Source organism: Bartonella sp. MR63HLJHH, from assembly GCF_042194155.1.
Taxonomy (GTDB): domain Bacteria; phylum Pseudomonadota; class Alphaproteobacteria; order Rhizobiales; family Rhizobiaceae; genus Bartonella; species Bartonella grahamii.
The window spans coordinates 95,094-120,759 of record NZ_JBHIMN010000007.1; the positions used below are offsets into that span (position 1 = coordinate 95,094).

18 protein-coding genes and 1 pseudogene are annotated in these 25,666 nt (G+C 36.7%); 7 read left to right on the plus strand and 12 right to left on the minus strand.

What is annotated here, in order from left to right:
• Nucleotides 1–59 precede the first annotated feature (59 nt).
• Together hutH and ACFIKQ_RS06100 are read right to left on the minus strand one after the other, a co-directional pair.
• Nucleotides 60–1,598, minus strand: coding sequence for a histidine ammonia-lyase (gene hutH, locus ACFIKQ_RS06095; RefSeq protein ID WP_375656132.1), 1,539 nt, complete (start codon nt 1,596–1,598; stop codon nt 60–62).
• 910 nt (nt 1,599–2,508) lie between these two features.
• Complete coding sequence (locus ACFIKQ_RS06100; RefSeq protein WP_375656133.1) at nt 2,509–3,321, minus strand: class I SAM-dependent methyltransferase; 813 nt, start codon at nt 3,319–3,321, stop codon at nt 2,509–2,511.
• A 384-nt stretch (nt 3,322–3,705) separates the two neighbouring features.
• On the opposite strand from ACFIKQ_RS06100, the gene ACFIKQ_RS06105 reads away from it, so the two are divergent.
• The 4 genes from ACFIKQ_RS06105 (at nt 3,706) to parE (ending at nt 8,191) form a co-directional block, all read left to right on the plus strand.
• Nucleotides 3,706–4,332, plus strand: coding sequence for a LemA family protein (locus ACFIKQ_RS06105; protein ID WP_375656134.1), 627 nt, complete (start codon nt 3,706–3,708; stop codon nt 4,330–4,332).
• Nucleotides 4,332–5,183, plus strand: coding sequence for a TPM domain-containing protein (locus tag ACFIKQ_RS06110; protein ID WP_375656135.1), 852 nt, complete (start codon nt 4,332–4,334; stop codon nt 5,181–5,183). The genes ACFIKQ_RS06105 and ACFIKQ_RS06110 overlap by 1 nt, the downstream gene beginning before the upstream one ends.
• A gap of 122 nt (nt 5,184–5,305) precedes the next feature.
• Nucleotides 5,306–6,043 carry a lipoyl(octanoyl) transferase LipB gene (gene lipB / locus ACFIKQ_RS06115; RefSeq protein WP_375635860.1) on the plus strand — a complete coding sequence of 246 codons (738 nt, stop codon included), beginning with the start codon at nt 5,306–5,308 and terminating at the stop codon, nt 6,041–6,043.
• 81 nt (nt 6,044–6,124) lie between these two features.
• Nucleotides 6,125–8,191, plus strand: a complete 2,067-nt coding sequence (parE, locus tag ACFIKQ_RS06120) for a DNA topoisomerase IV subunit B (protein ID WP_375635859.1) — start codon at nt 6,125–6,127, stop codon at nt 8,189–8,191.
• A gap of 17 nt (nt 8,192–8,208) precedes the next feature.
• On the opposite strand, the gene recJ is transcribed toward parE, so the two are convergent.
• Nucleotides 8,209–9,993: a single-stranded-DNA-specific exonuclease RecJ gene (gene recJ / locus ACFIKQ_RS06125; RefSeq protein ID WP_375656136.1), complete on the minus strand. Its 1,785-nt coding sequence runs from the start codon at nt 9,991–9,993 to the stop codon at nt 8,209–8,211.
• Nucleotides 9,994–10,289: 296 nt separating this feature from the next.
• Between recJ and rplM the strand changes: the two genes are divergently transcribed.
• Nucleotides 10,290–10,754, plus strand: coding sequence for a 50S ribosomal protein L13 (rplM, locus tag ACFIKQ_RS06130; protein WP_375635857.1), 465 nt, complete (start codon nt 10,290–10,292; stop codon nt 10,752–10,754).
• Nucleotides 10,755–10,756: 2 nt separating this feature from the next.
• Complete coding sequence (rpsI, locus tag ACFIKQ_RS06135; RefSeq protein ID WP_015856545.1) at nt 10,757–11,242, plus strand: 30S ribosomal protein S9; 486 nt, start codon at nt 10,757–10,759, stop codon at nt 11,240–11,242.
• Between the two features lie 303 nt (nt 11,243–11,545).
• Here the strand turns inward: rpsI and ACFIKQ_RS06140 are convergent, their stop codons facing one another.
• The 7 genes and pseudogenes from ACFIKQ_RS06140 to ACFIKQ_RS06170 all read right to left on the minus strand — a co-directional run bounded on the left by ACFIKQ_RS06140 (nt 11,546) and on the right by ACFIKQ_RS06170 (nt 17,898).
• Entirely contained in the window at nt 11,546–11,911 is a 366-nt protein-coding gene (locus ACFIKQ_RS06140; protein WP_015856546.1) for a response regulator, read from the minus strand.
• 525 nt (nt 11,912–12,436) lie between these two features.
• Nucleotides 12,437–12,796: a hypothetical protein gene (locus ACFIKQ_RS06145; RefSeq protein ID WP_375635927.1), complete on the minus strand. Its 360-nt coding sequence runs from the start codon at nt 12,794–12,796 to the stop codon at nt 12,437–12,439.
• Nucleotides 12,797–13,529: 733 nt separating this feature from the next.
• Nucleotides 13,530–14,317, minus strand: a pseudogene (locus ACFIKQ_RS06150) (ABC-2 family transporter protein).
• Complete coding sequence (locus ACFIKQ_RS06155; protein WP_375635855.1) at nt 14,301–15,125, minus strand: ABC-2 family transporter protein; 825 nt, start codon at nt 15,123–15,125, stop codon at nt 14,301–14,303. The pseudogene ACFIKQ_RS06150 and the gene ACFIKQ_RS06155 overlap by 17 nt, the downstream one beginning before the upstream one ends.
• Nucleotides 15,100–15,948, minus strand: a complete 849-nt coding sequence (locus tag ACFIKQ_RS06160) for an ATP-binding cassette domain-containing protein (RefSeq protein ID WP_375635854.1) — start codon at nt 15,946–15,948, stop codon at nt 15,100–15,102. The genes ACFIKQ_RS06155 and ACFIKQ_RS06160 overlap by 26 nt, the downstream gene beginning before the upstream one ends.
• Complete coding sequence (locus tag ACFIKQ_RS06165) at nt 15,911–16,120, minus strand: ATP-binding cassette domain-containing protein (RefSeq protein ID WP_375635853.1); 210 nt, start codon at nt 16,118–16,120, stop codon at nt 15,911–15,913. Before ACFIKQ_RS06165 ends, ACFIKQ_RS06160 begins: the two co-directional genes overlap by 38 nt.
• A 794-nt stretch (nt 16,121–16,914) precedes the next feature.
• Nucleotides 16,915–17,898 (minus strand): RluA family pseudouridine synthase, encoded by a 984-nt coding sequence (locus ACFIKQ_RS06170; protein WP_375635852.1) that lies wholly within the window; start codon nt 17,896–17,898, stop codon nt 16,915–16,917.
• A gap of 236 nt (nt 17,899–18,134) precedes the next feature.
• On the opposite strand from ACFIKQ_RS06170, the gene ACFIKQ_RS06175 reads away from it, so the two are divergent.
• Nucleotides 18,135–19,916 (plus strand): glucan ABC transporter ATP-binding protein/ permease, encoded by a 1,782-nt coding sequence (locus tag ACFIKQ_RS06175; RefSeq protein ID WP_375647664.1) that lies wholly within the window; start codon nt 18,135–18,137, stop codon nt 19,914–19,916.
• Nucleotides 19,917–21,099: 1,183 nt separating this feature from the next.
• Here ACFIKQ_RS06175 and alaS read toward each other — a convergent pair.
• On the minus strand, nt 21,100–23,772 hold the full coding sequence (alaS, locus tag ACFIKQ_RS06180) for an alanine--tRNA ligase (protein ID WP_375656137.1): 2,673 nt from the start codon (nt 23,770–23,772) through the stop codon (nt 21,100–21,102).
• A gap of 194 nt (nt 23,773–23,966) precedes the next feature.
• A complete protein-coding gene (gene recA / locus ACFIKQ_RS06185) occupies nt 23,967–25,010 on the minus strand; it encodes a recombinase RecA (RefSeq protein ID WP_375635849.1) in 1,044 nt (347 codons plus the stop codon).
• Between the last annotated feature and the right edge of the window lie 656 nt (nt 25,011–25,666).

The window sequence follows — 25,666 nt, forward strand, 5'->3', positions numbered from 1 at the left end:
TTGTATAAAGAAATCTCATAATTAGGTCTCTCCTTCTCTTTTGAACTCAAAAATAAATATTATTTGGGTTCTAGTGAAGGAAAAATTGTTTCTGGTAAAATAGATAATAAGTGCCCTTCACGCACAAGTATATGTGCTTGATGAAGATCTGGAGCCAGATAGCGATCTTCCTTAAGAGAAGCAACATTTCTGCGTAAACATTCCATAACAGATTGCAAAAAAGCACTTGTTTTTAAAGGTGCACGATATTCAATTCCCTGTGCTGCAACAAGCGTTTCAATGCCAATAAGTGTAAAAAGATTTTCGCTCATTACCAATAACCGACGAGCTCCATGGCAAGCCATTGAAACATGATCTTCTTGATTAGCTGAAGTTGGTGTTGAATCAACGGAAGCAGGATGAGCCATTTGCTTATTTTCAGACATTAAAGCTGCTGCTGTTACTTCAGCAATCATAAAACCTGAATTAAGACCTGCATTATACGCTAAAAAAGCTGGAAGTCCATAAGAAACTGCTGGATCAACCATCAAAGCAATACGCCGTTGAGAAATAGATCCTATTTCACATAAAGCAAGAGCAATCTGATCAGCAGCAAACGCTACAGGCTCAGCATGAAAATTCCCACCTGATACAACTTCACCATTCCTTAAAATCAATGGATTATCTGTAACAGCATTTGCTTCAATAATCAGTGTTTTTGCTGCTGCTAGCAAAATATCAAAACATGCCCCCATGACCTGTGGCTGGCAACGTATACAATAAGGATCTTGTACACGCTCATCACCACGTAAATGTGCTGCACGAATTTCTGAATCCTCTACAAGCTTTTCTAATGTTTTCGATACAGCAATCTGCCCATGATGTCCTCGTAAAATATGGATATCAGGATGAAATGGCGCCGTTGATCCCATAATGGCATCTGTCGTCAAAGCTCCTGCCAGCAATCCACCACACAATGCCCGATAAGCTCGAAAAAGACCGGCAAGTGCAAGAGCTGTTGATGTTTGCGTCCCATTAATAAGAGCTAGACCTTCCTTTGCCTCTAAAATAATAGGGGACAATCCCGCTTTCTCTAATGCAACCGCTCCACTCATACGAATATTTTGAAAAAATGCTTCTCCTTCTCCCATCATAACAGCCGCCATGTGAGCAAGTGGAGCTAGATCACCTGAAGCACCAACAGACCCTTTTTCAGGAATGATAGGAATGACACCCTTTGCAAGCATATTTTCCAGCAAATTTACCAATTCTAGACGAACTCCTGAAGCCCCTCTTCCTAAAGAGATAAGCTTTAAGCTCATTATCAAACGCACAATATTTTCAGCTAAAGGCTCTCCTACCCCACAACAATGGGACAAAATAAGATTTCTCTGTAAAACAGCGACATCGTCCACATCAATTTTAATAGAAGCCAACTTCCCAAAACCAGTATTAATACCGTACACAGGCTCACTTCCAGCAGCAATTTCAGCAATGCGCTGAGCCCCTTTCTCGATAGCTAAATGCGTGTCATTATGAAGTTTACTCACTTCACCATTAAAATAAATAGCTTCAAGTTCACTAAGCGTCACCTCGCTCGGTTTTAGTATAATAGTCATAATTTACTTTCTTTTTTAATCAAAGTATAATGTTTAGCATTATTGATCCTCCTATAAAACAAAAAAACTATAACGACTCTTTAAAACAAGAATGCTTTCTTAAAGGCATTCCTTACAATGGAGCCATTATCCAAAAGTAGAATAGTTGACGATACATGAAAATGAAATATTGACAAGCACAACCAAGGTCATGGATTTCAAAAATAGATAACGCATTAATTTATAATCATAATCTAGCATTATTCATATTGAATGAGAAAGCCGAACATCTTAAGATTCTCCCATTCTAAATCCGTGTACGTTGAATCAGTCAAAACCATTCGCTTGCACGTCATAAGCGAGATTGGCGTATGGATAAGACTGTACAAAAAAGAACTAAAAACTCCTCTTATGAACCGTCTCAAAGGCTGTCGCAACATTGGGAGATGATAAAGTGTGTGATGGTGCAGGCTTATTCTTGTGTATGAAGCGTAAAGGGAGGACTCAATGAATTTATCATATGGATATATCATTAAGCTATTCCTACTAAACTTATAAAAATCTTAGATAGATAGCTGCCACAATCTATCATGATTGCAAAAATTAAACTCTATAGAAAATTAAAAAACTTATTTACACATCACAACATAGAAGAAACTAAGCTTATTTACCACTTCTTTGCCACTTCTAAAATTGTATTTAAAGCGCCATATTGAAACCTGAAAAGCACATCTTCAATAAAACCACACAAGGCTCGAGCTAACCCGTTATTTAAAATAAAAATAAGATGTAAGATGTAATAAGATGTCAATTTGAATGCTGAAGAAGAAAAAACTCTCCCTCCTCAAAATCTGCCTTAATAATGCGTTAATCTCCTGAATACCGCCTACTCTGATGTGCTAAAAGAGCAAAAGTAATCATCGATATCGGATTATCCTGCATACATATAGAGCTCACTTCGATACAAAAGCTCCAAATTACCTTGCACTTCATATTTCTTTATCAATGCAACCAATTGCCGCAAATATTCTTCCCCATAGCAAGCAATAGCGCGTTGCGCTTGCGTTGAAGAGCGGCTCATTCCAATAAAAGCTTCAGATGGGATCATCATCATCCAATTGTGCGTATGGAAAAAAATCTTTTCTGGATCTACCCCAAAGCCATCACTCATTTCCTGTAAAAAATCAAAATTACGATAATACCGAGAATAGTTCGGACTCATTTTCTCTAACAATGTCTCATAAGCCTCTAGAAATTCACTATGCTTGAAATCACGATTATTTTGAATAACAGCCATGACACCATTGACTCGAAGTTGATCTGAAACAGAACAAAGCAACTTAGGACGATCCATCCACTGAAACGCTTGCGCTGCAATGACAAAATCGACCTCACCAATTTGAGGCAATAGGTCTTCGGCACGGCCCTGATACCACTGCACCGTAGGAAATTTTCTTCGCCCCTTCTTAATCATATCTGCCGATACATCGATAGCATGATATTGGTGCTCATTTCCTAAAAATTTAACAATTCCCTCTAATGCGATACCTGTCCCAGCCCCCACATCCACAATGGACAAATGCTTTTTGTTCTTAAAAGGATGGAGCATGGTTTTAAATAAAGTGAGAGGATAGCGAGGACGATAACGATCATAATCATTAGCCAATCCATCAAACTTTTCACTTTGCCGTTGAACACTTTCTATCACAGGATTTTCCCCTCTTTCACAATTACTACCATACATAATTAAAAACCCTTTTTTATCCGATGTATTAAGCATAACTTCTAAAGGAGGGAAAATAAGAACTGCCCTACCTTCTATCTTTCCATAAGATTGATGCTTAAATTTTTCCCTTTTTCAATTGTTATCTGCACGTTGTGAAACACAAAAAATACTACAAAAATATATAATTTTCTGTAATAATAATTGATATGAATATCATTGATCTTTTATAAGATGATCTCTATATTACCATTATTATTTTAATATCAACAAATCACTTAAGCGTGCCTAAAATGCATAGAGATGTCGGTTTATTGATAAATATACCTGTTATAAAATTTAAAATACTTTCCACCAAAAAGATAAACCCTATATATTACATAAAATATCTGTGGAGGCATCTTTATGTTAAACGTACAAACTTCTTCAATGTTTAAAATATTAAAACAATTTCCAATCGTGATTTTTTTGGCATGGTTAGTGCCATTTTTAAGTGGATGCGGATTTAATACGATACCAACAAATGAAGAAAAAGCGCATGCAGCATGGAGTGAAGTGCTCAATCAATATCAACGTCGTACAGATCTCATCCCCAATCTTGTAGAAACAGTTAAAGCTTACGCAGCTCATGAACAAAGCGTTTTCACAAATGTAATTGAAGCACGTGCAAAAGCAACGCAAGTCAACATTAATGCAGATATGTTGAATAATCCAGAAGTTATGCAGCAATATCTCAAAAATCAAGCAAATTTATCAAGTGCACTTTCGCGGCTTATGGCTGTTGTCGAAAACTATCCGGATCTTAAAGCAAACCAGAACTTTCTTGCTCTTCAATCACAATTAGAAGGAACAGAAAACCGAATTTCCGTTGCACGCCGCGATTATATTGAAACAGTACGTGCCTACAATACTGCACTCAAAACAATGCCGACGATGATTTGGGCAAAGCTATGGTTTCGTGATGCTAAACCTATGCCTACTTTTACCATCGATACTGATAGCCAACAAACACCAAAGGTTAATTTTAATTAATGAAAATATTTCAACACTCTATACAACGTCGTACTTTTCTACGTTTATGGGTTCCTTTGAGTATTCTATATTTGATCATTGCATTGGGGAATGTCACTTACGCACACACTAAGTTTCCTCCCTTAACCGGCCATATCAACGATATGGCTCATTTACTTGATCATGCAACACAAAGAAATTTAACGGAAAAGCTAGCTACACTCGAAGAGAAAACAGGAGATCAAATCGTTCTTGTGACGCTCCCTACTCTTTCGGGCAATGATATAGAAACATACAGCAATTCTCTTTTTCGTACATGGAGATTAGGTCAAAAACAAATCAATAACGGCATATTAATCGTCATTGCACCAAATGAACGCAAAGCACGTATTGAGGTAGGCTACGGTCTGGAAGGAGAACTAACAGATGCCATTTCCTCTGTCATTATTAATAACTTCATGATTCCTAATTTTCGTGAAGGAAATTATCAAAAAGGAATTGTCGAATCCGTTCACGCAATTATCAAAGTGATCACACAAAGTGATGCTGATTTTTCTTTTCGAATCAATCAAAAAGCTAAAGCTATTGAAGAACAACGCAAACAAGCTGAAAAAGAAGAAATGATTATAAATACAATCACGTTTCTCATTCTCTTTATAGTCGTTGGTTTGCCCATTCTTGCTATGATTTTTGGTAAAAAAATAGGTCCACGAAAGTATCTTTGGCTGGGTATTGTCTTCACACCTTGGTTTTTAAACTTAAATGCGAGCGGTAGAGGTTCTGGTAGAATCTTTGGTGGACATTCAGGGGGAGGAGGATTCAGAGGTGGTGGTGGATCATCGGGTGGTGGCGGTGCAACAGGAAGATGGTAAAATGAGCATAACGATTTTTTTAATAAAATTCATTGCACTTCTTATAAACTATCTCTTAATCCTGTTCTTTTTTTATTTTTCTGATTACAATACAAACTCAAACATCAAGATAAATATTACCAATGACATTTGAATTAAAACATACGGATCGTAATCACTTATCACATCATTTTAATGCAATTCTAGGAAATCCACCCGTTGAATGGAAGATAAGTAATCATCTAGTTGAGTATCCTGAAGCTCTGCGTTATATGCAAGAACGTGTAGAAAAAATTCTTGCAAAAACCGCGCATGAACAAGTTTGGCTTCTTGAACACCCTTCCCTTTATACAGCAGGGACGAGTGCAAATAAAAAAGATCTTTTGGCGCCTAATTTATTTCCTGTTTATGAAGCAGGACGTGGAGGTGAATTTACATATCACGGTCCAGGACAGCGTATTGCTTATATCATGCTTGATCTTAAACGCCGAAAACAAGACATTCGTGCTTTCATTAGTGCATTAGAAGAATGGATCATACAGATGCTTGCAAACTTTAATATTAAAGGCGAACGCAGAGAAGATCGCGTTGGTGTCTGGGTTAAACAGTCTCATTGCCCATCAAAACAAAATGATCTTTCTTCCGAAGATAAAATTGCAGCTATTGGCATTCGAGTGCGCAAATGGATAAGTTTTCATGGAGTTTCTATCAATGTTAATCCTAATTTAGCCCATTATTCAGGAATTGTTCCTTGTGGAATTACAAACCACGGTGTAACAAGCTTTCTTGATCTAGGTTACCCTGTAACAATGCATGATATTGATATTGCTCTCAAACACGCCTTTGAACAAATTTTCGGTCCAACAATTGATGTTTCCTAAGTGCATTGATTTTTAAATAAAAAACAGGCATAAAATTACTTTAATAAATATTTTATTTTATGAGGTAGATAGTTAAACGCTATGAGCGATAACAAAAAGGATCTTTTTAGTGTTTTAAATAAAGCCCAATCTCGGGTAAATACAAAAGAAAACACTCTGCAGTCTCCAATGAAATCAAAAGCGATGATTTCAAAAAAAAGTGCAAAAGATACGCAAGAAGATGACTATAATGCCCTCTCTATTCGAGTGCTTGAGGGTTTAGAGCCCGTACGTTTACGCCCTGGAATGTATATTGGTGGAACAGACAGTAAAGCGCTTCATCATTTATTTGCCGAAATTATTGATAACGCAATGGATGAAGCTGTTGCGGGTTATGCAGATTTTATTGAGGTCTCATTAGATAGGAACGGTTATATAACCGTTACAGATAATGGACGTGGTATTCCTGTCGAAAATCATCCTCAAATGCCTGAGAAATCTACTCTTGAAGTTATTATGACACAACTCCACTCAGGGGGAAAATTTGATGGAAAGGCTTATCAAACTGCGGGTGGGCTTCATGGAGTAGGAATTTCTGTTGTCAATGCTCTTTCTGATGATATGGAAGTTGAAGTTGCACGAGAACGAAAACTTTACCGCCAACGTTTCTCACGCGGTATTCCTCAATCTGGATTGGAAGATCTAGGAGATGTTTATAATCGTCGTGGTACGCGCGTTCGTTTTCATCCTGATCGTGAAATTTTTGGTGAAAAAGCAGCTTTTGATCCAGAAAAAATCTATAAGATGGCATGCTCCAAAGCTTATCTTTTTGGTGGCGTAAAAATTCGCTGGACTTGTGATCCCGTCATACTTGAAAGCGCAAAAAATATTCCTGAAAAAGCTGTTTTTCATTTTCCCAATGGGCTTAAAGACTATTTACTCTCGTCACTAAAAGATGAATATCGAGTAACATCAGAAGTTTTTTCTGGCAAAACACAACAAAATAATGGCCATGGCTCCGTTGAATGGGCTATTGCTTGGCATGGTGGTGATTCTTGTGTGCAATCTTACTGCAATACGATTCCTACAGGAGAAGGCGGAACACACGAAATAGGATTACGTCAAGCTCTTTTGCGTGGATTGAAATCCTACGCTGAGTTAATAGGAAACAAGCGCGCAACAATTATTACGTCTGACGATATTATGATTTCAACAGCCGCAATACTTTCAGTCTTTATCAGTAACCCTGAATTTGTTGGACAAACAAAAGATCGATTAGCAACCATTGAAGCACAGCGTATCGTTGAGAATGCAATCCGCGATCCTTTTGATCATTGGTTAGCAAATTCCCCGCAAGAAGCAACAAAACTTCTCGATTGGGTTATTGAACGTGCTGAAGAACGTGTTAAACGACGCCAAGATAGAGAAATAAGTCGAAAAACTGCTGTCCGTAAATTACGTCTGCCCGGTAAACTTGCAGATTGTAGCCAGAACCATGCTGTGGGTGCTGAACTATTCATTGTTGAAGGGGATTCTGCAGGAGGATCTGCTAAACAAGCAAGAAATAGAGCAAACCAAGCAATTTTACCTCTTCGTGGTAAAATCTTAAATGTCGCCAGTGCTGCACATGAAAAAATGAACTCAAGCCAAACAATTAGCGATCTTATCCTTGCTCTTGGATGTGGAACACGCTCCAAGTATCGTGAAAAAGATCTCAGATATGAACGTATTATCATCATGACAGATGCTGATGTTGATGGTGCTCATATTGCGTCACTGCTCATTACCTTCTTCTTTCAAGAAATGCCTGACCTTATTCATCAGGGACATTTATATCTCGCCGTCCCTCCCCTTTATAGAATATCGCAAGGAGGAAAAGTTGCTTATGCTCGTGACGACATTCACAAGGATGAATTACTCAAAACTGAATTTACTGGAAAAGCTAAAGTCGAAATCGGGCGTTTTAAAGGGCTGGGTGAAATGCGCGCGGAACAACTTAAAGAAACGACTATGCATCCTCAAAAACGTACATTGCTTCGTGTTTCTATTGATGCCGTGGAAATGCAAGAAACGAAAAAGACTGTAGAAAGTCTCATGGGAACAAAACCAGAAGCACGATTTCGTTTCATACAAGAAAATTCTACTTTTGCTTCTAATCTAGACATCTAATGTAAAAAATATCCCTTTCAAACCACTGCGGCTGCGTCAATCACACGCAGTTGCGGATTGGTCGTTCCATTCCAATAATTCAAACTAAGATGACCAGCTAAATGAATCATCTCACCAATATTTTCAAAAAGAAAATCACCAAGCGATGTCCCTACAGCACGAAAAGCTATTCCTTGCAGTTTTTTTCCTTCAACATTAGATACAATGAGGCGAAGATGTCCTTTACCAACTTCAGATAGATTCACCAATCGATGAGAGGGAAGAACAAAAACAGGTGTTGCATTCCCTGTCCCAAATGGCCCTGCTTTTTCAAGCAACTCAAACAGCGCTTCATTAACACCAGAAGCAGAAAGAGAACCATCTATACTAAGAGACTTTTTAGCATGCAACTCAGAAACCCTTAAAGAAACTTTTTCTTCTAGCCATTTTCGAAAGATTTCAATTTTTGTTGATTGAATTGTAATTCCTGCTGCCATACTATGTCCCCCTCCTTTTTCTAATAAATTTAATGTAACAGCTTCACGAACGAGTGCTCCTAAATCTATACCATTAATTGAACGTCCCGACCCTACGCCATTTCCATCTTCTTTTAAAGCAATAGCAAAAACAGGACAAAAAAAACGCTCTTTGAGACGGGAAGCAAGAATACCAATAATTCCCGGATGCCATTCTTTATGAGAAATTACAAGTGACAAGGGTATTTCTTGATCTTGATAAAGAGAAGCAATATAAGATTCCGCTTGTGTTAATTGAATGTTCTCCATTTCTTGGCGTTCTTGATTAAGCCGATCTAATTGTTCTGCTATTCTGTCCGCTTCATCTTTATTCTCACAGCTAAGCAAACGTGCTCCCAAAGCTTGATCACCAATGCGCCCTCCTGCATTAATTCTAGGACCTAACAAAAAACCAAAATGAAAACTATTAAGCGGCTCCCCTATTCGTGCAACCTTTGTTAAAGCTGTTATTCCTGGATTATGCATAGAACGAGCAACTTGAAGCCCTTTTATCACAAAAGCACGGTTAACCCCCTGTAATGGAACGACATCACATATGGTTGCCAATGCAACAAGATCAAGCATACTTAAAAGATCAGGCAGCTGCCCTTGGAATTGTTTTTTCCGCAGCAAATGATGAACCCAAGCTAACGTAACAAAAACAACGCCCGCTGCACATAAATGCCCCTGTTTAGAAAAATCATCAGGACGATTAGGATTGACAAGAGCAACGGCTTCTCGATGAATCTCTGACATTTGATGATGATCTAAAATCACAACATCAGCACCAGCAAGCCTCGCTGCTTTTACCGCATCTGGGCTGTTTGCGCCACAATCAACAGTGATAATTAACCGAGCACCTTCTTGCACAAGCATCCTCATTGCTTGTTCATTCGGACCATAGCCTTCAACAATACGATCAGGAATATAAATTTTGACTTCAATACCAAAATAACGAAAAAAACGCGCTATGAGTGCTGAAGAACAAGCACCATCAACATCATAATCACCAAAAACAGCAACCTGTTCTTGATTGAGAAGAGCCTTAACAATACGCTCTGCAGCGCATTGCATATCCCTAAAACTTTCTGGATCAGGCATAAGCGTACGTAATGTTGGATTAATAAAAGCAACAGCCTCAGCTTCATCCACATCTCTTGCTGAAAGTACTCGAGCTAACTGATCTGGAAAACCAAATTTTTGGGAAATAGCGCGCGCATTATTTATCCCTTGAACATCAAGGGCATCTAACCAAGCTTGACCACAAGCAGAAGATTCAACATTGAGAAAATAACGAGACCACTGCATTATTGCTTATTTTATAATGAAGAAAGATAAAATACAATCATGCGGTAAAGATAAAATAGTCTTTTGCAACATTCATTTTAAGTTTAAATGGTACACAAACTTCTTTTAATGAGGTATTATAATACCATTATCATAACATATTGTTTTATAAAGTTTTTATTTTCTCTTGACGTCAATCAAAAGACATTATATCAGAGCAAGTAGTATGCGTTAAATATTTCGCTATGGTAACAATTTTCAACGCAAAACAGTAAAAATTCCCTTATATTAAAAGGGTTCTAATAAAGGATACTTCTATGGCAACTTTTTCACAAAAGCCAACTGAAGTGGTGAAAAAATGGGTTATTATTGACGCAGAAAACCTTGTTTTAGGTCGTCTTGCCACATTTGTTGCTAACCGCTTACGTGGCAAACATAAAGCTACATTTACTCCACATGTTGATGATGGTGACAACGTTATTGTCATTAATGCAAATAAAATAGCTCTCACTGGCAAAAAATATACGGATAAAAAATATTATTGGCATACCGGCTATATTGGTGGAATCAAACAACGTACAGCACGTCAACTTCTTGAGGGGCGTTTTCCCGAACGCGTTATTGAAAAAGCGGTAGAGCGCATGATTCCTCGTGGTCCCCTTGGTCGCCGTCAATTGAAGAATCTACGTGTTTACGCTGGAAGCCAACATCCACATGAAGCACAACAGCCTGAATCTCTTGACGTTGGTGCTTTAAACCGCAAAAACAAAAGGATTGCTTGATTATGGCTGAAATTAATTCTCTTTCTGAGCTTAGCATAGTAACAAGTATTACAGAAACACATGAAAATGTTGTTCCTGTCCACGTGCAAAAGCTTGATTCACAAGGACGTGCTTATGCAACAGGAAAGCGTAAAGACGCTGTTGCACGCGTATGGATTAAACCAGGTTCTGGAAAAATCACGATCAACAATAAGGAATTTGACAAATATTTTGCTCGTCCTGTTCTTAGAATGATTCTTCGTCAACCAATTGTTGCAACAAACAGGGATACCCAGTTTGATATTATTGCAACCGTTGCAGGTGGTGGTCTTTCCGGACAAGCTGGTGCAGTGCGCCATGGCATTTCCAAAGCTTTAACCTATTACGAACCAGAACTTCGCTCAATCTTGAAAAAAGGTGGTTTTCTCACCCGTGATAGCCGTGTTGTTGAACGTAAAAAATACGGTAAAGCAAAAGCACGTCGTTCTTTCCAATTCTCAAAGCGTTAATTTCATTTTTTGTACAATGCATAAAGCCTCGGACAAAAACGGGGCTTTTTTAACTGCTAAAACAGATTTTTAGTAGAGAAAAATTTACACCGGTTAGAAGAAAATAAGAATGCAAAACAACCGATTCTCCTTAGACAAGAGCTAAAAAATAGATCAAAAAATTCAAAAGCTCAGTTTCAATTTTTAAAAACTTGTATTTTTTTAATAGACATATCCACGTGCTAGAATACAAAATATCTGTAATATAACTTTAGTTATCTCATAAGCTTTTCAATGTCTTTTTCTATCATTACTTAACAAGCTTCAATCCAAGAAATGCTTTACCATTGTGATAAAATGCGGGACAGAAATAGGTTTTGACATATATTCTTCACATCCACTTGCACGAATTCGTTCTTCATCCCCTTTCATAGCAAAGGCTGTTACAGCAACAACGGGAATCGATCTTAGTTCTTCATCTTCTTTTAATTGTTTAATAACATCTATTCCAGAGACCTCTGGCAACTGGATATCCACAAGGATAAGGGATGGCATTGATGAACGCGCCAAATCTAATGCCATAAGACCATTCCGCGTTTCAATGGTTTCATAGCCACTCGCTTCTACGAGATCACGGAATAGCTTCATATTAAGCTCATTATCTTCCACGATCATGACTTTTTTTGACATTAGTATAACTTCCACCCTTCTTAAACAAAATAGGAATGAATCTACATTCTCTTTGCTTAAGATAAAATGATAAAAAAAATTGTAAACCACAAAGAGACTAAAAGCTTCCAATAAAAGCTTTTTACGCAAACATTTGTAATACTCATCACTATGCTTTTTCATTTCATAAAAATGAAACCAACAAATAGTTGTAAGATTGTATTACCGTATATTTTTTTGAGTTAATATGCAAAGTTTATGGATATCTCAATTAATGCATTCGCGTTTTCATCATAAAAAAATATCAGCCACAAACTTAGCTCAAATGCGTATTTTAAAGAGGAAAAAATTTAAGTAGTCTTTAAAATAGCTGATTAGTTAAATTTAATGTGCCATATACTGCCATCCCCCAAACAATATCTTAAGGATAAACTTATCAATATCATTAAGAGTAAAATATAAATAAACCGTGATTAAATATCACGGTTTATTTATATAAAATATTCAACAACAGAATAATTCAAAGTTCATCAAGTAAAATATCTTTTAATTCAAAGCCCATGCACTATAAGCAAAAGCATCGAATGTTCTTCCACCTGTCGTTCTTCCGGGACTCGGTGGCTTTCTAGTAAAGAAATATACAAGATATGCGATTAAACCAAAAATCGCTGCCTCCATCCCCATTAAACCTGCGACTTTTTGGACATTTTTCTCAGCCCCTTGTCCTCCAAATTGGCTAATAATCATATCAACAGCTTTAATAACTCTATTTTCCTGTGTCATTACAGAAATGAAACCAGCATTTTGAAATCTACCATTTAAAGAATCGGCATTGGCTCCTAAAACCTGTGAAAAGAAAATAGCGACTGCAACCACACATACTATACAATGCTTAAATATTTTCATCATAACCACCTATTACAATGTTTAATAAAATAAATTTTCTTTACCACCCCCTCTAAATAGAAAACATTACATCATCTATCGATAACGTATATTTATCTTCTTATAATAAAAAATATAATACAAAACTTTAATTAATAATTTTATTTTAATTGCTATTTTTATATTATATTACATTTACAATATACACGTTACATATTTATCTTAAGTTTGTCAATTATTTTATTTGTGTTTTTATATTATACAATTTAATGCTAAAATGTATTAAATTAGAATTATTTTATTGTTTTTATTATAATTTTAGTTTTATTATCATAAATATTATTATGGTATTACAGTACAAAAAATACCAACGTGTTGTTTTTTAGTTACACGTACTGTTTTTTATTTTTTATATAATATAGTAAGATAAATATTTTTAAAATTTACAGAAAACAAAAAAATACTTTATTGAAAGATTCTGATAAAATTATTTGCATTATTATAAATTAGGAAGAAATAGCTGTCCTAGTAAAAAAATTAGCGTAAACTCCAGCTTAGCTCTTTGATTGAAAAAGCTAAATCAGATACAATAAGAGATAACTTTTGGTGAACGCGCCAAATCTAATGCCATAAGGACATTACACATTTTGACGATTTCACAGCCTCTCGTTTCTACAAGAACGCGGAATAATTTTAATAAAGTTCTTTAATAAAGTTCATTGTCTTCCACGATTATAACTTTCTGACTTTTATATCATCCCCCTAATCCATTAAATTTACGAATTGTTTTTTTAAACTTATGAAAGTCATAGCAATAAAAAGAAAAGTACTCAACAGAAGATATCCAATATTCCATTCGCCTTTACCAAATAACAGTGAAACGGGCAAAGAAGCAGAAAAAGCCATAGGAAGCATAAACAAAAACCATTTTACGATGCTTAAAGGATAAATGCCTATTGGTACAAATGACAGCTCGTAAATCATTTCATGAAAATATTCGACAGGCATCTTACGGCTAATAATAAATGTTATAAAATTAAACATCATGAAAAAACAAATATTGACGATAAAAACACAAAATATTGCAACAATAAAAGAGATCCATCTGAGCTTAAGATCGGATATATTCGGTAATGATACAAATAAATAGGCACTAACATAAAGAACAAAGAGCTTGATCAGATTAAGTGGTTTACACCAACCAAACAACATCAACAACCAGATTGAAACAGGCTTTATCAAGTATGGCTCAATTTTACCATCCGCTACTTTTTCAAAAAATGTTTCAATAGAATTAGTAAAAATATTCAAAAATATTCCAAGTAAAACAAAGACAACAAAGATAAAATGAATTTCATCTGTGCTATAGTTACCGATCTTTCCTGAAAAAGAAGATATTCTATCAATAAATATGAATTGAATAAAATAATAGCATAGAGAAAGAATAAACTCCCCAGCCAAATTCTTACCATAAACAATCTGTCGGCGGATATTCAGGCTGATAAAATGAAGGATTATTTTCATCTCAACCACCCGCTCCATTATATGCTTTCATTCCTTTATTCCAAGCAATATAAATTAAGAATAAAAGACACAAAATATAAGTAAAACTTCCGAAAATAAACTGCTGAAACAACGCTAAATTTTGCGTCGCGAAAAACTCGGCAGGAGCTGATATCATGAAACGATAAGGATTAAATTGCATAAGCGGAATAAGCCACACCGGCCAAAAAGATGGTGGTAAAAGAACACCCCCAAGAAGCGCTGAACTGAGAATACTGAAAGAGAGTAATATATTGTACTCAATCACCAAAAAGCTTAATAAGGCAATTCCAAAAGAGATTAAAAAACAAAGCAATTGTGATAGAATAACAATGAGAAAAAAGAATAGAAAAGCGATGACCAATCCCAGAATATTTTCATAGGATGAAACAAGCTTAACAACAAAAAGAGCCAATAACGGGATGCTATATAATACACTCTCCCCTAAAAAAGTAAAAAGCATTTGTGTCATATAACTGAAGGGCTTTGTAAGATATACTTCTAATTGACCTTCTTTAACATGATGAGAGAAAAACTTAATCACATTATAACCATTATTTAAGCGTCCTAGGACTAAAGCAAAAGCATAATAATACATCATATCATGAAAGCTAAAGCCATTTATGGTGTTGCCCATATCAGAGAAAAGTGCATTCCATAATAGAAGTTGAATAACAAATGGCGAAAGTGTCCCAATGATAATATCGGTAAAAAACATTACTCTATCACTTAGAACAGTGAGTAATCCATTCTTGGCAAAAAGAAACATACCAAAGCAGTGGTTAGATAAATTCTTTAAATTTAACACGGAGCATCTCTTCAAGCGAGGGAGTGGATACAGAGAACGTACAGTTCAGTTCGGTTGTAATTTCGCGTACAAAACGCGCAAAATCCTCACGGGGCAGCGAAACCTCCAGCGAGCATTCTTCAGCGTTAAAGTGCTTATCCTTTAAAGAAGTAGATGATTTCAACGCAATCTCATCAATTTTTTCTACAACAGTTGAAGATGTAGCTACGTGTTCACAAAAAAGCGTCATTCTCACCAAAGAAGGAATGACATTTTTAAGCGCTTGAAGATTGCCATGAAACTGTTTCTTTCCCTTATGCAAGAGAATAATATCATCAACGTATCCATCAATATCTCCCATATCATGACTCGTGATGATATACCCTGTGCCGCGCTCCCTTTTCAGTTTTTTAAGAAGCTCCCTGATTTCATGCTTAGATGTAATATCAAGACCAATACTTGGCTCATCGAGAAACAACAGTTTAGGTCTAAAGGAGAGATTAAATGCCAATTCACTTTTCACTCTCTCACCCAGACTAAGCATCCGCACTGGCTTATCCATAATATGCTCAAGACCCAGCAACTCTGTAATCTCTCTAAGATCACGGGTAAAAGAGGCGCGTTCAAGACCATATAATGGTCGAACCATATCCAGACTGTAGCGTAAGGGTAAATCCCACCACAAACAATTCTTGTGACCAAAGACCACACCCAAAGACTTGAACAGATCTTTTTTTGCTTTATAAGGATCAACACCAAGGACTTTAATACATCCCTCATCAGCATATTGTATACCAGAAAGTATTTTAATCCAGTGTCGATTTACCCGCTCCGTTAGGGCCAAGAATTGCTAATGATTGCCCTGAAAAGAGGGTAAAACTCATATCTTTTAACACATGATGATTTGTATAAACCGGCTTGAAGAGAGAAACCACCTTGTTTTTAAAACCAATTCCTCTGTCAATGTTGCGATATATTTTTGAGACGTTATTAACGTCAATCAATAATGATCCCATCAGTCACTCCTAATTTCAACTTATCCCCCCCTTTGAATGTTCCCATAATAAATATCTGTTTTTGTTCACTAGACAAAACAAAAGTGTTCAAGCCCTCCTTAGAGCAATAAAACGCACCTGACGTTTTATCTCCAATTTTTTGTCTAGATATTTTTTCAATGTGATGAGTTCACTTCAATGAAGCATTAAGATACTAAAAACTTATTTCTTCTTTTATGAAAGATAATCTTTTGGATAAACTAAGTAAGTAGAAAAATAATTGCTCATTGAAAGAAGAACTTTGCTAATAAACCTTCATATAAACAAAGATACAAAGCATAAATCTATACTATAAGCATATCAAACAACATTGATAACAAACCAAACTTCCTTGACAAAAGGAATTCCTTGAGAAGATACTTTTCCTCAGCATTACTATAAAATGCCTCAATTATCTCCCATGAAAAAATTAAAATCGCCTTCACTATTTTAGTAAATATCTTTCAGATTTTATCTAACTCATCTCCCTCAACAGACACGCCTCCCCAATATATGACCTCTGTAGATAATTCAAAGGAGCAGCTTCATCAACTCAGATTATTAATAACATACCATATCCCAAAATAACAATACAATCAATATGGATAAAGAGCTGTAGAAAGAAAACTTACAATATTCGAAAATTTCATCACTCAAAAACACAATTTTCTTATAGCGATTTACTTATCAAAAACTTTCTCCAAATGATGCACTATTCATCTTATCAAATTTATAGACAAAATTTGTATCAATCAAAAAGAACAAATGAAGTTTCTTTACTCTGTTTCAGCATCACTCTCATTAAAAGACAAAAGATTAAAACTTTGGACCATATGAGGCGGTAAAGGTGCAACAATATCCAATATTCCTCCTGAAGGATGAGGAATACGAATACGACGTGCATGAAGATGAAGACGGTTTTGAATTCCTCCTGGTAATGTCCAATTACTATCAGAAAAAAAATACTTTGTATCGCCAATGATCGGATGATCCATATAGGCAGCATGCACACGAAGCTGATGTGTTCTCCCTGTATAGGGTTCCATTTCAAGCCACGAAAGAGCCCGCCCTCGCGTATCTAAAACGCGATAGTAGGAAACCGCATGATGTGAATCTGGCTCCCCATGTTCACAAACACGCATTTTATCACCTTGTGCAGTCATTTCCTTAACCATCCACGTTGAAATTTTGTCCTGCTTTTTTTTAGGCACGCCCCGAACCAACGCCCAATAAGTCTTTTTTGTTTCTCGCGCTCTAAAAGCAGCTGTTAAGGACTGAGCCGCTCCCCTTGATCGCGCAACAATAAAGACACCCGACGTCTCACGATCAAGACGATGAACCAAACGCGGCTTTTCACCTTTTTTATTGCGCCATACCTCAAGCATACTATCCATATGACGTGTTAAACCAGAACCTCCTTGTACAGCCAACCCAGCTGGCTTGTTAAAAACAAATACCTTTGGATCTTCATAAAGCAGCATTTTTTTCAAAACGGTTTCATCATCCTGCCCACGAAGTGTTTTATCCGTTATTGAAAGATTTTCCTTGTCACTAATAGGGAGAGGTGGAATACGAACAGCTTGCCCCATACAAAGACGCGTATCGGCTTTAACACGTCCACCATCAAGCCGTATCTGACCAGAACGCAACAATTTCTGCAAAGCTCCAAAACCAAGTCCTGGATAATGCACTTTAAACCAGCGATCTAAGCGCATTCCATTTTCATCTACCTCAACTTTTTTTATTTCTACGCCTGCCATGAAAATTCCCTTACCTGTTAATTTTCTCTGCCCAAAATTTTTTACCTGATAATTTTATTGATCTGTTTTGCGCCTTTATAAACACAAAAATTCATATTTTAGTTGGCTTTATCACACCATATTACAGTTAGTATCCAAAATTGCCTTTTCTTAACGGTCAAATTCTATTAGCTAAAAACTAAGCGTTATAAAAATCAACAGCCTTTACGCTTAATAGCGAATGGAGATAATTAACCGTGTCCTTATTCAAAACCTATGCACGTGTTCTCACTTACCTAAATAGAGAAAAAAATGCATCTCTTTTAATCTGTACCGCTAATGTTATATTAGCTATTATCACCATTGCAGAACCTATTTTATTCGGACGTGTTATTGATTCTATTTCAGAAAAATCAGCTATCATTCCTACTCTTACCCTTTGGGTTTGTTTTGGACTTTCACATATTATTGCTTATGTCCTTGTTGCTCGCGGTGCTGACCGCTTAGCCCATAGACGCCGCTTAACGGTTTTAACGGAATCTTTCGAACGTATCATTGCCATGCCTTTAATTTGGCATCAACAACGTGGGACTTCCAACGCACTCCATACACTTTTGCGCGCAATAGATTCCATGTCAACCATATGGCTTGATTTTATGCGCCAACACCTCTCAACACTTGTCGCCTTATTGGTTCTCATCCCCATAGCGTTTAATATGAATTGGCGTCTTTCAATAGTCTTGGTTGTGCTTGCCATCATCTACGTATTAATTGCACGTTTAGTGATGCGAAAAACAAAAGACGGACAAGCCGCTGTAGAATGCTACCACCACAACCTTTTTAAACATGTCAGTGATTCAATCTCTAATGTTTCCATTGTACAAAGTTATAACCGAATAGAAGAAGAAACTTCTATACTGCATCAACATACAAATGCTCTGCTTAAAGCACAAAATCCTGTTCTCAATTGGTGGGCGCTGGCCAGTGGCTTAAATCGAATGGCTTCAACAATTTCAATCGTTTGTGTTCTTCTCCTTGGAGCTTTTTTTGTTGCAAAAGGTCAATTACGAGTAGGTGAAGTTGTTGCTTTTGTTGGATTTGCACAACTCATGATTAGCCGTCTAGACCAAATGAGTAATTTTATTAATTGTGCAATATCCTCACAAGCAAAACTGCAAGAATTTTTTGAAATGGAAGACTCAACCTTTCATATCAACGAACCGCAAAATCTTCCTTCCCTTCAAAATGTTAAAGGCGCCATACAATTCCATCACGTGACCTATAAATTCCCAAATTCTTCTCAAGGTGTTTTTGATGTTTCCTTTGAGGTTAAAGCAGGACAAACTGTTGCGATTGTAGGACCAACAGGGGCTGGGAAGACAACATTGATCAATCTGTTGCAGCGCGTATACGACCCTGCCTTTGGGCATATCTCCATTGATGGAATAAATATATGCTCGATCAATCGCGAATCTTTACGCAAATCTCTAGCAACAGTATTTCAAGACTCGGGTCTTTTCAACCGTACTATTCATGACAATATTTCAATAGGAAAAACGAGCGCAACGAATGAAGAACTTTATGAAGCAGCAAAAATAGCAGAAGCTCACGATTTTATTCTAAAAAAAGCTGATTGTTATAACACAATAGTGGGCGAACGAGGATCTCAATTATCAGGTGGAGAAAAACAGCGACTAGCAATTGCACGCGCTGTTTTAAAAAATGCCCCTATTCTCATTCTAGATGAAGCAACAAGTGCTCTTGATGTTGAAACAGAAGCACGTGTCAAAGATGCTCTCGATTCCATACGCCATAACCGCACTACTTTTATTATAGCACATCGCCTCTCAACAGTACGCAATGCTGATATGATACTCTTTCTGGAACATGGTTACTTAATGGAAAAAGGAAACTTTCAAGAATTGATCGATAAAGGAGGGCGTTTCTCTAAATTTTTAAAGGCAAGTGGTTTAACAATCAAACCACCAGAAAAAGAAGGAGAAAATGTTATCCCCTTACACGAAGCCATAGCATCATAAAAATGATACTCTTCATAAATCTTATGCAAAAAAATCCTCCTCAATACAACAAGAGCGCTTGTATAATGCAAGTAAAAAGATTTCTAAAAATGCCACAATCCATTTCAGGTATTTAAGACAGATATTAAAACAATTTAGTATTTTCTCTGCTATTACAATTTTACTAGATTGGGACAAAAATATTGCCCTATATCTGTGCGTATTAACGAGTATACACTCTCATTTAGGGAAAATATAAAGATGTAAAGGTAAAAATAACTTCCAGTTTTACCGTCTTCTTTTAACTCAGCTTTACGAATTTCAAAACGAACTGAAGCAATAGCTTTTTAATAATAAATATTATGTATTGCTTTTTGTTTATCACGTTCTTTATAGTCCTCTCATAAAGAACAGAATGTCATTGTTTTGCACATTCATATGGCTTTTTTAGAAACATTTCTCAATGCTCCTAAGCCCATTTCACAACGACATCCATGAGTGATTTTGATTAATTTAACATACACAGAATTTGAAACGATAAATTATCATTATAAATCAATAAGTTAATACAATCTCATCATAATAAATTAGAAATTAATCTAAATCTTTAGATTTGTGTAACATTCCTTTGATTTATATTGATAATTCATTATTTTATAACTTGAAATAAAGATTTATAAAGATAGGAGAATATTCTTTTCAAAACCTTTTAATGATAAACCGAAAAATTGTTTTCTTGTAAATAAAAAGCAAAATGAAAACAACACAACAGCTCTTTTATAAGCCTTTTCAAGGAAAGGGATTTTAGTTATTTGAAAACTAATAGAACAATGACAGCTTATAACTTTATAAGGATAATTGTATGCAATAAATCTTGTATTATCCCTTTCATAAAAAGAGATGTTTCTTCAAAAAAATCTATAGGAGCAACACAATAACTAGTCTTCTTAGTAAAAGAATACATAGCAAAGCATGAAGTGCTGCATAATCTATCTTATCTTAAAACGGTGAATCCTGAAACGCTTGGAAGCTACAAAGCCAAATGAAACAGTGATAATAAAGACAAACACTGTTTTTGTCTTTACAATTGGATTTTCCCCCAATTACGCTGTATCTTGATTTCAGCAACACACCAGATAGATATTCGTGATACTTAGACGCCAACCCAATATAAAAATGTAAGAAACACCTATGCAGAATGATTTCATTCTTTAATTTTTTCCAAAAAATCTTTTAGTGCCGCAAATGCCTCATCAGCTTTGTTCCCCTCAGGACCACCAGCCTGCGCCATATCAGGACGGCCACCTCCACCTTTACCACCAAGCATACCTGAAAGAATACGAACGAGATCAACAGCATTTAACTTATCCGTTAAATCATCCGTAACGCCGACAACAGCACTCCCTTTTCCATCCTCTGAGACACTAATAAAAGCAACCACTCCAGATCCGATTTGTTTTTTCTCAGAATCGACGAGCGCCTTAAGATCCCGTGGTAAAATATTTTTAACAACGCGTCCGGTAAAAGAAAGCCCATTGATGATGGTAATATCACCTTGGCTCCTTTCTGTTATTCCACCACTCAACATCATTTTCTTGCGTACATCATTCAATTCTTTTTCAAGTTTACGACGATCATCAAGCAAAATTCGCACCCGTTCTTCCACGCCAGCAGAAGAAGTTTTTAAAAGATCAGCAATTTCATGAATACGTTCATCTTGGCGGCTAAGATAAAGACGTGCTTCTTTGCCTGTTAAAGCTTCAATACGCCGCACTCCAGCTGAAACAGAACTTTCAGAAAAAATATGAATCAAACCAATATCACCTGTTCGCTCCACATGTGTGCCTCCACAAAGCTCTATTGACCAATGCTTTTTTAATCTTCGCTGTTCAAGTGGCTCCCCCATAGAAACAACGCGAACTTCATCACCATATTTCTCACCAAATAATGCCATTGCACCTTCAGAAATTGCATCATCTACAGCCATGAGGCGCGTTATCACTCTACTATTTTGCAAAATAATCTCATTTGCTAAATCTTCTATTTTTTTCAGTTCTTCTGGTGAAACGGATTTTGGATGAGAAAAATCAAAACGCAACCGATCTGGCGATACAAGAGAGCCTTTTTGTGTAACATGAGATCCCAAAACTTGTCGTAAAGCTTCATGTAACAAATGAGTAGCAGAATGATTTCCACGAATTTTTTTACGACGGACAACATCAACGGTTAATTCTACACAATCAGACCTCGATGCCTGACCAGATTTCACCTCCCCAATATGGATAAAAACACCATCACCCTTTCTTTGGGTATCATGCACCTCAAAAATAAAATTTTCACCAGAAATGATACCACTATCACCAATTTGTCCACCAGATTCACCATAAAAAGGTGTCTGATTAACAACAAGCATAGCTTTCTGACCTGAAGAAATATGATCAACAAGTTTACCATCACACACGAGAGCTGTAAGAATGCCTTTAGCCGTTTCTGTTTCATAACCCAAAAATTCTGTAGCCCCCACTTTATCACGAACAGAAAACCAGATCTTTTCTGTTACAGCTTCCCCAGAACCAGACCAATTGGCACGCGCTTCCTCTTTTTGACGTTCCATCGCTTTATCAAAGGTATCAACATCAACAGATATTCCACGACGCCGCAAAACATCCTGCGTTAAATCAAGCGGAAAACCATAGGTATCATAAAGCTTGAAAGCAACTTCACCATTTAAATGATCTCCTTCTTTAAGATCGGTACTTGCTTCATTTAACAAACCAAGTCCTCGTTCAAGCGTTTTACGAAAACGTATTTCTTCTAACCTTAAAGTTTCTGAAATTAAAGATTCAGCACGCACCAATTCAGGATAGGCTTGTCCCATTTCGCGGTTTAAAGCAGGCAAAAGTCGCCACAATAAGGGATCTTTAGCACCAAGAAGATGCGCATGACGCATAGCACGACGCATAATACGACGTAAAACATATCCTCTTCCTTCATTAGAAGGAAGCACACCATCAGCAATCAAAAATGCAGATGAACGAAGATGATCAGCAATGACACGATGACTGGCAATAAAATCACCCTTTGCCTCAATCCCTGTAATTTCTTCTGATGCAGCAATTAATGCACGAAAAAGATCAATGTCATAATTATCATGAACGCCCTGTAAAACAGCAGCAATACGCTCTAATCCCATACCGGTATCAATAGAAGGATGAGGCAAATCAACACGTTTTTCCTGAGAAATCTGCTCATATTGCATAAAAACAAGATTCCAAATCTCAATAAAGCGATCGCCATCTTCTTCCATACTTCCAGGAGGACCACCCCAGATTTCATCGCCATGATCATAAAAAATCTCCGAACAAGGACCACAAGGTCCTGTTTCTCCCATCGACCAAAAATTATCAGCCGTCGCAATACGGACAATTTTTTCATCTGGAAGACCTGAAATTCTACGCCACAGTTCAGCAGCAACATCATCACTATGGTAAACTGTCACCAACAATTTATCTTTTGGTAGGCAAAATTCCTTCGTTAAAAGATTCCATGATAAAAGAATGGCTTCTTCTTTGAAATAATCACCGAAAGAAAAATTACCCAGCATTTCAAAAAATGTATGATGGCGTGCCGTATAACCAACATTATCAAGATCATTATGCTTTCCACCCGCACGAACACATTTTTGTGCCGTTGTTGCCTGCTTATAAGGAGGTTGTTCAAGTCCAGTAAAAACATTTTTAAACTGCACCATCCCTGCATTTGTAAACATAAGTGTAGGATCATTTCTCGGAACAAGCGGACTAGAAGAAAGAACTTTATGCCCATTACGATGAAAATAATCCAAAAATATTGACCGAATATTATTAACACTATTCATACTGACACCTGCTCAATACAGCACAAAACCATAAAAGAAAAATCCCCCTCATTAAATATCCTCTTCGCCAAGCATGGAGTCAATTTAATCAAAGAATGGAATATTTGTTTTAAAAAATTGAGAAAAAAATGACTGTGTATTTAAAAACTCAAACAAAAAAACAGAAAAAAATTATAGACGAAAAAAACGCTCCATCAAATGGTTTCATCACTTTCTATATTTTCTGACCCTGCATTTTCTAACAATTCAATCGCAATCAAACCAGCATTTTGGCGCAAAGCTGCTTCAATCTCTGTAGCTATTTCCGCATGTTCACGTAAAAACTGCTTTGCATTCTCACGCCCCTGTCCTAAACGCTGAGAATTATAAGAGAACCATGCACCAGATTTTTCCACAATACCAACCTTGACACCCAAATCAATCAATTCACCTACTTTGGAAATACCTTCACCATAAATAATATCAAACTCAACCTGCTTGAATGGAGGTGCCAGTTTATTCTTCACCACTTTAACACGCGTCTGATTACCAACGATTGCATCCCTATCTTTAATGGATCCAATGCGACGAATATCTAAACGAACAGAAGCATAAAACTTTAAAGCGTTTCCACCCGTTGTCGTTTCGGGAGAACCAAACATCACACCAATTTTCATGCGAATTTGATTAATAAAGACAACCATACAGTTAGAGCGAAAAATTGCTGCTGTTAATTTTCGCAACGCTTTACTCATTAACCGAGCTTGCAATCCGGGCAAAGCATCACCCATTTCACCGTCAATTTCTGCTCGCGGTGTTAAAGCTGCAACAGAATCCACAACAAGCACATCAACTGCACCAGAACGAACCAACGTTTCTGTAATTTCCAATGCCTGTTCACCGGTATCTGGCTGAGAAATGAACAAGTTTTCTAAATCAACACCAAGCTTACGCGCATAAATAGGATCAAGCGCATGCTCTGCATCAATAAAAGCACAAATTCCACCCCCTTTCTGTGCTTCAGCAATAGCATGTAGAGCCAATGTTGTTTTCCCAGAACTTTCTGGTCCATAAATCTCAACAATACGCCCCTTCGGTAATCCACCAATCCCTAAAGCAATATCCAAGGATAACGACCCTGTTGGAACTGTTTCAATTTCAACAACCTGCTCTTTTTGCCCAAGACGCATAATCGAGCCTTTACCAAAAGAACGTTCAATTTGTGAGAGAGCAGCATCGAGAGCTTTTGTTTTATCCACGATTATATCCTTGACCGATTCATAATAACCTAAAACCTAAGTGTACACTGTACTTTTAATTTAACTAAAGGCTTGAGTTTAGATTTTCACAGACTATTTCCATTCCTATCTCCACATTATGTCCATAACATTCATGACCATCACAATAAAGAATTGGCATCGCTTATCTTATGACACAAAATAAACTCCAATAAAATAATATCCCTATGAGAGCATAGTTAACATATTTATATCTCTCTAGAAAAGGAACAATTTAAATTTAAACACAATGTTCTACAGCCCTTCTTCTTATCCCTTTGATTAAGTACTTAAGTGACTAAGAATTCTCCTGCTATTGATCACACAAAAACGCATTATCAATCAACCTCATCCCCTATCGCATCGAAGAACAAAACGCCATTGTGTTGCATATTCATGCACTTGATTTAAGAAACATCTCTCAACACCCCCAAGCTCACTTCGTGACAACACCCATGAATGCGGTATACTGTAAAGCCCTTTGGGAGCCACCATCTTTACACTAAAGAATGAGAAAGTCGGCACCATCACACTATTTATCATCCCCCAATGTTGCGACAACTCTCGGCACTTGAGACGCTTCATAAGAAGAATTTTTAGTTCTTTCTTGTACAGTTTTTATCACACGCTAATCCTGC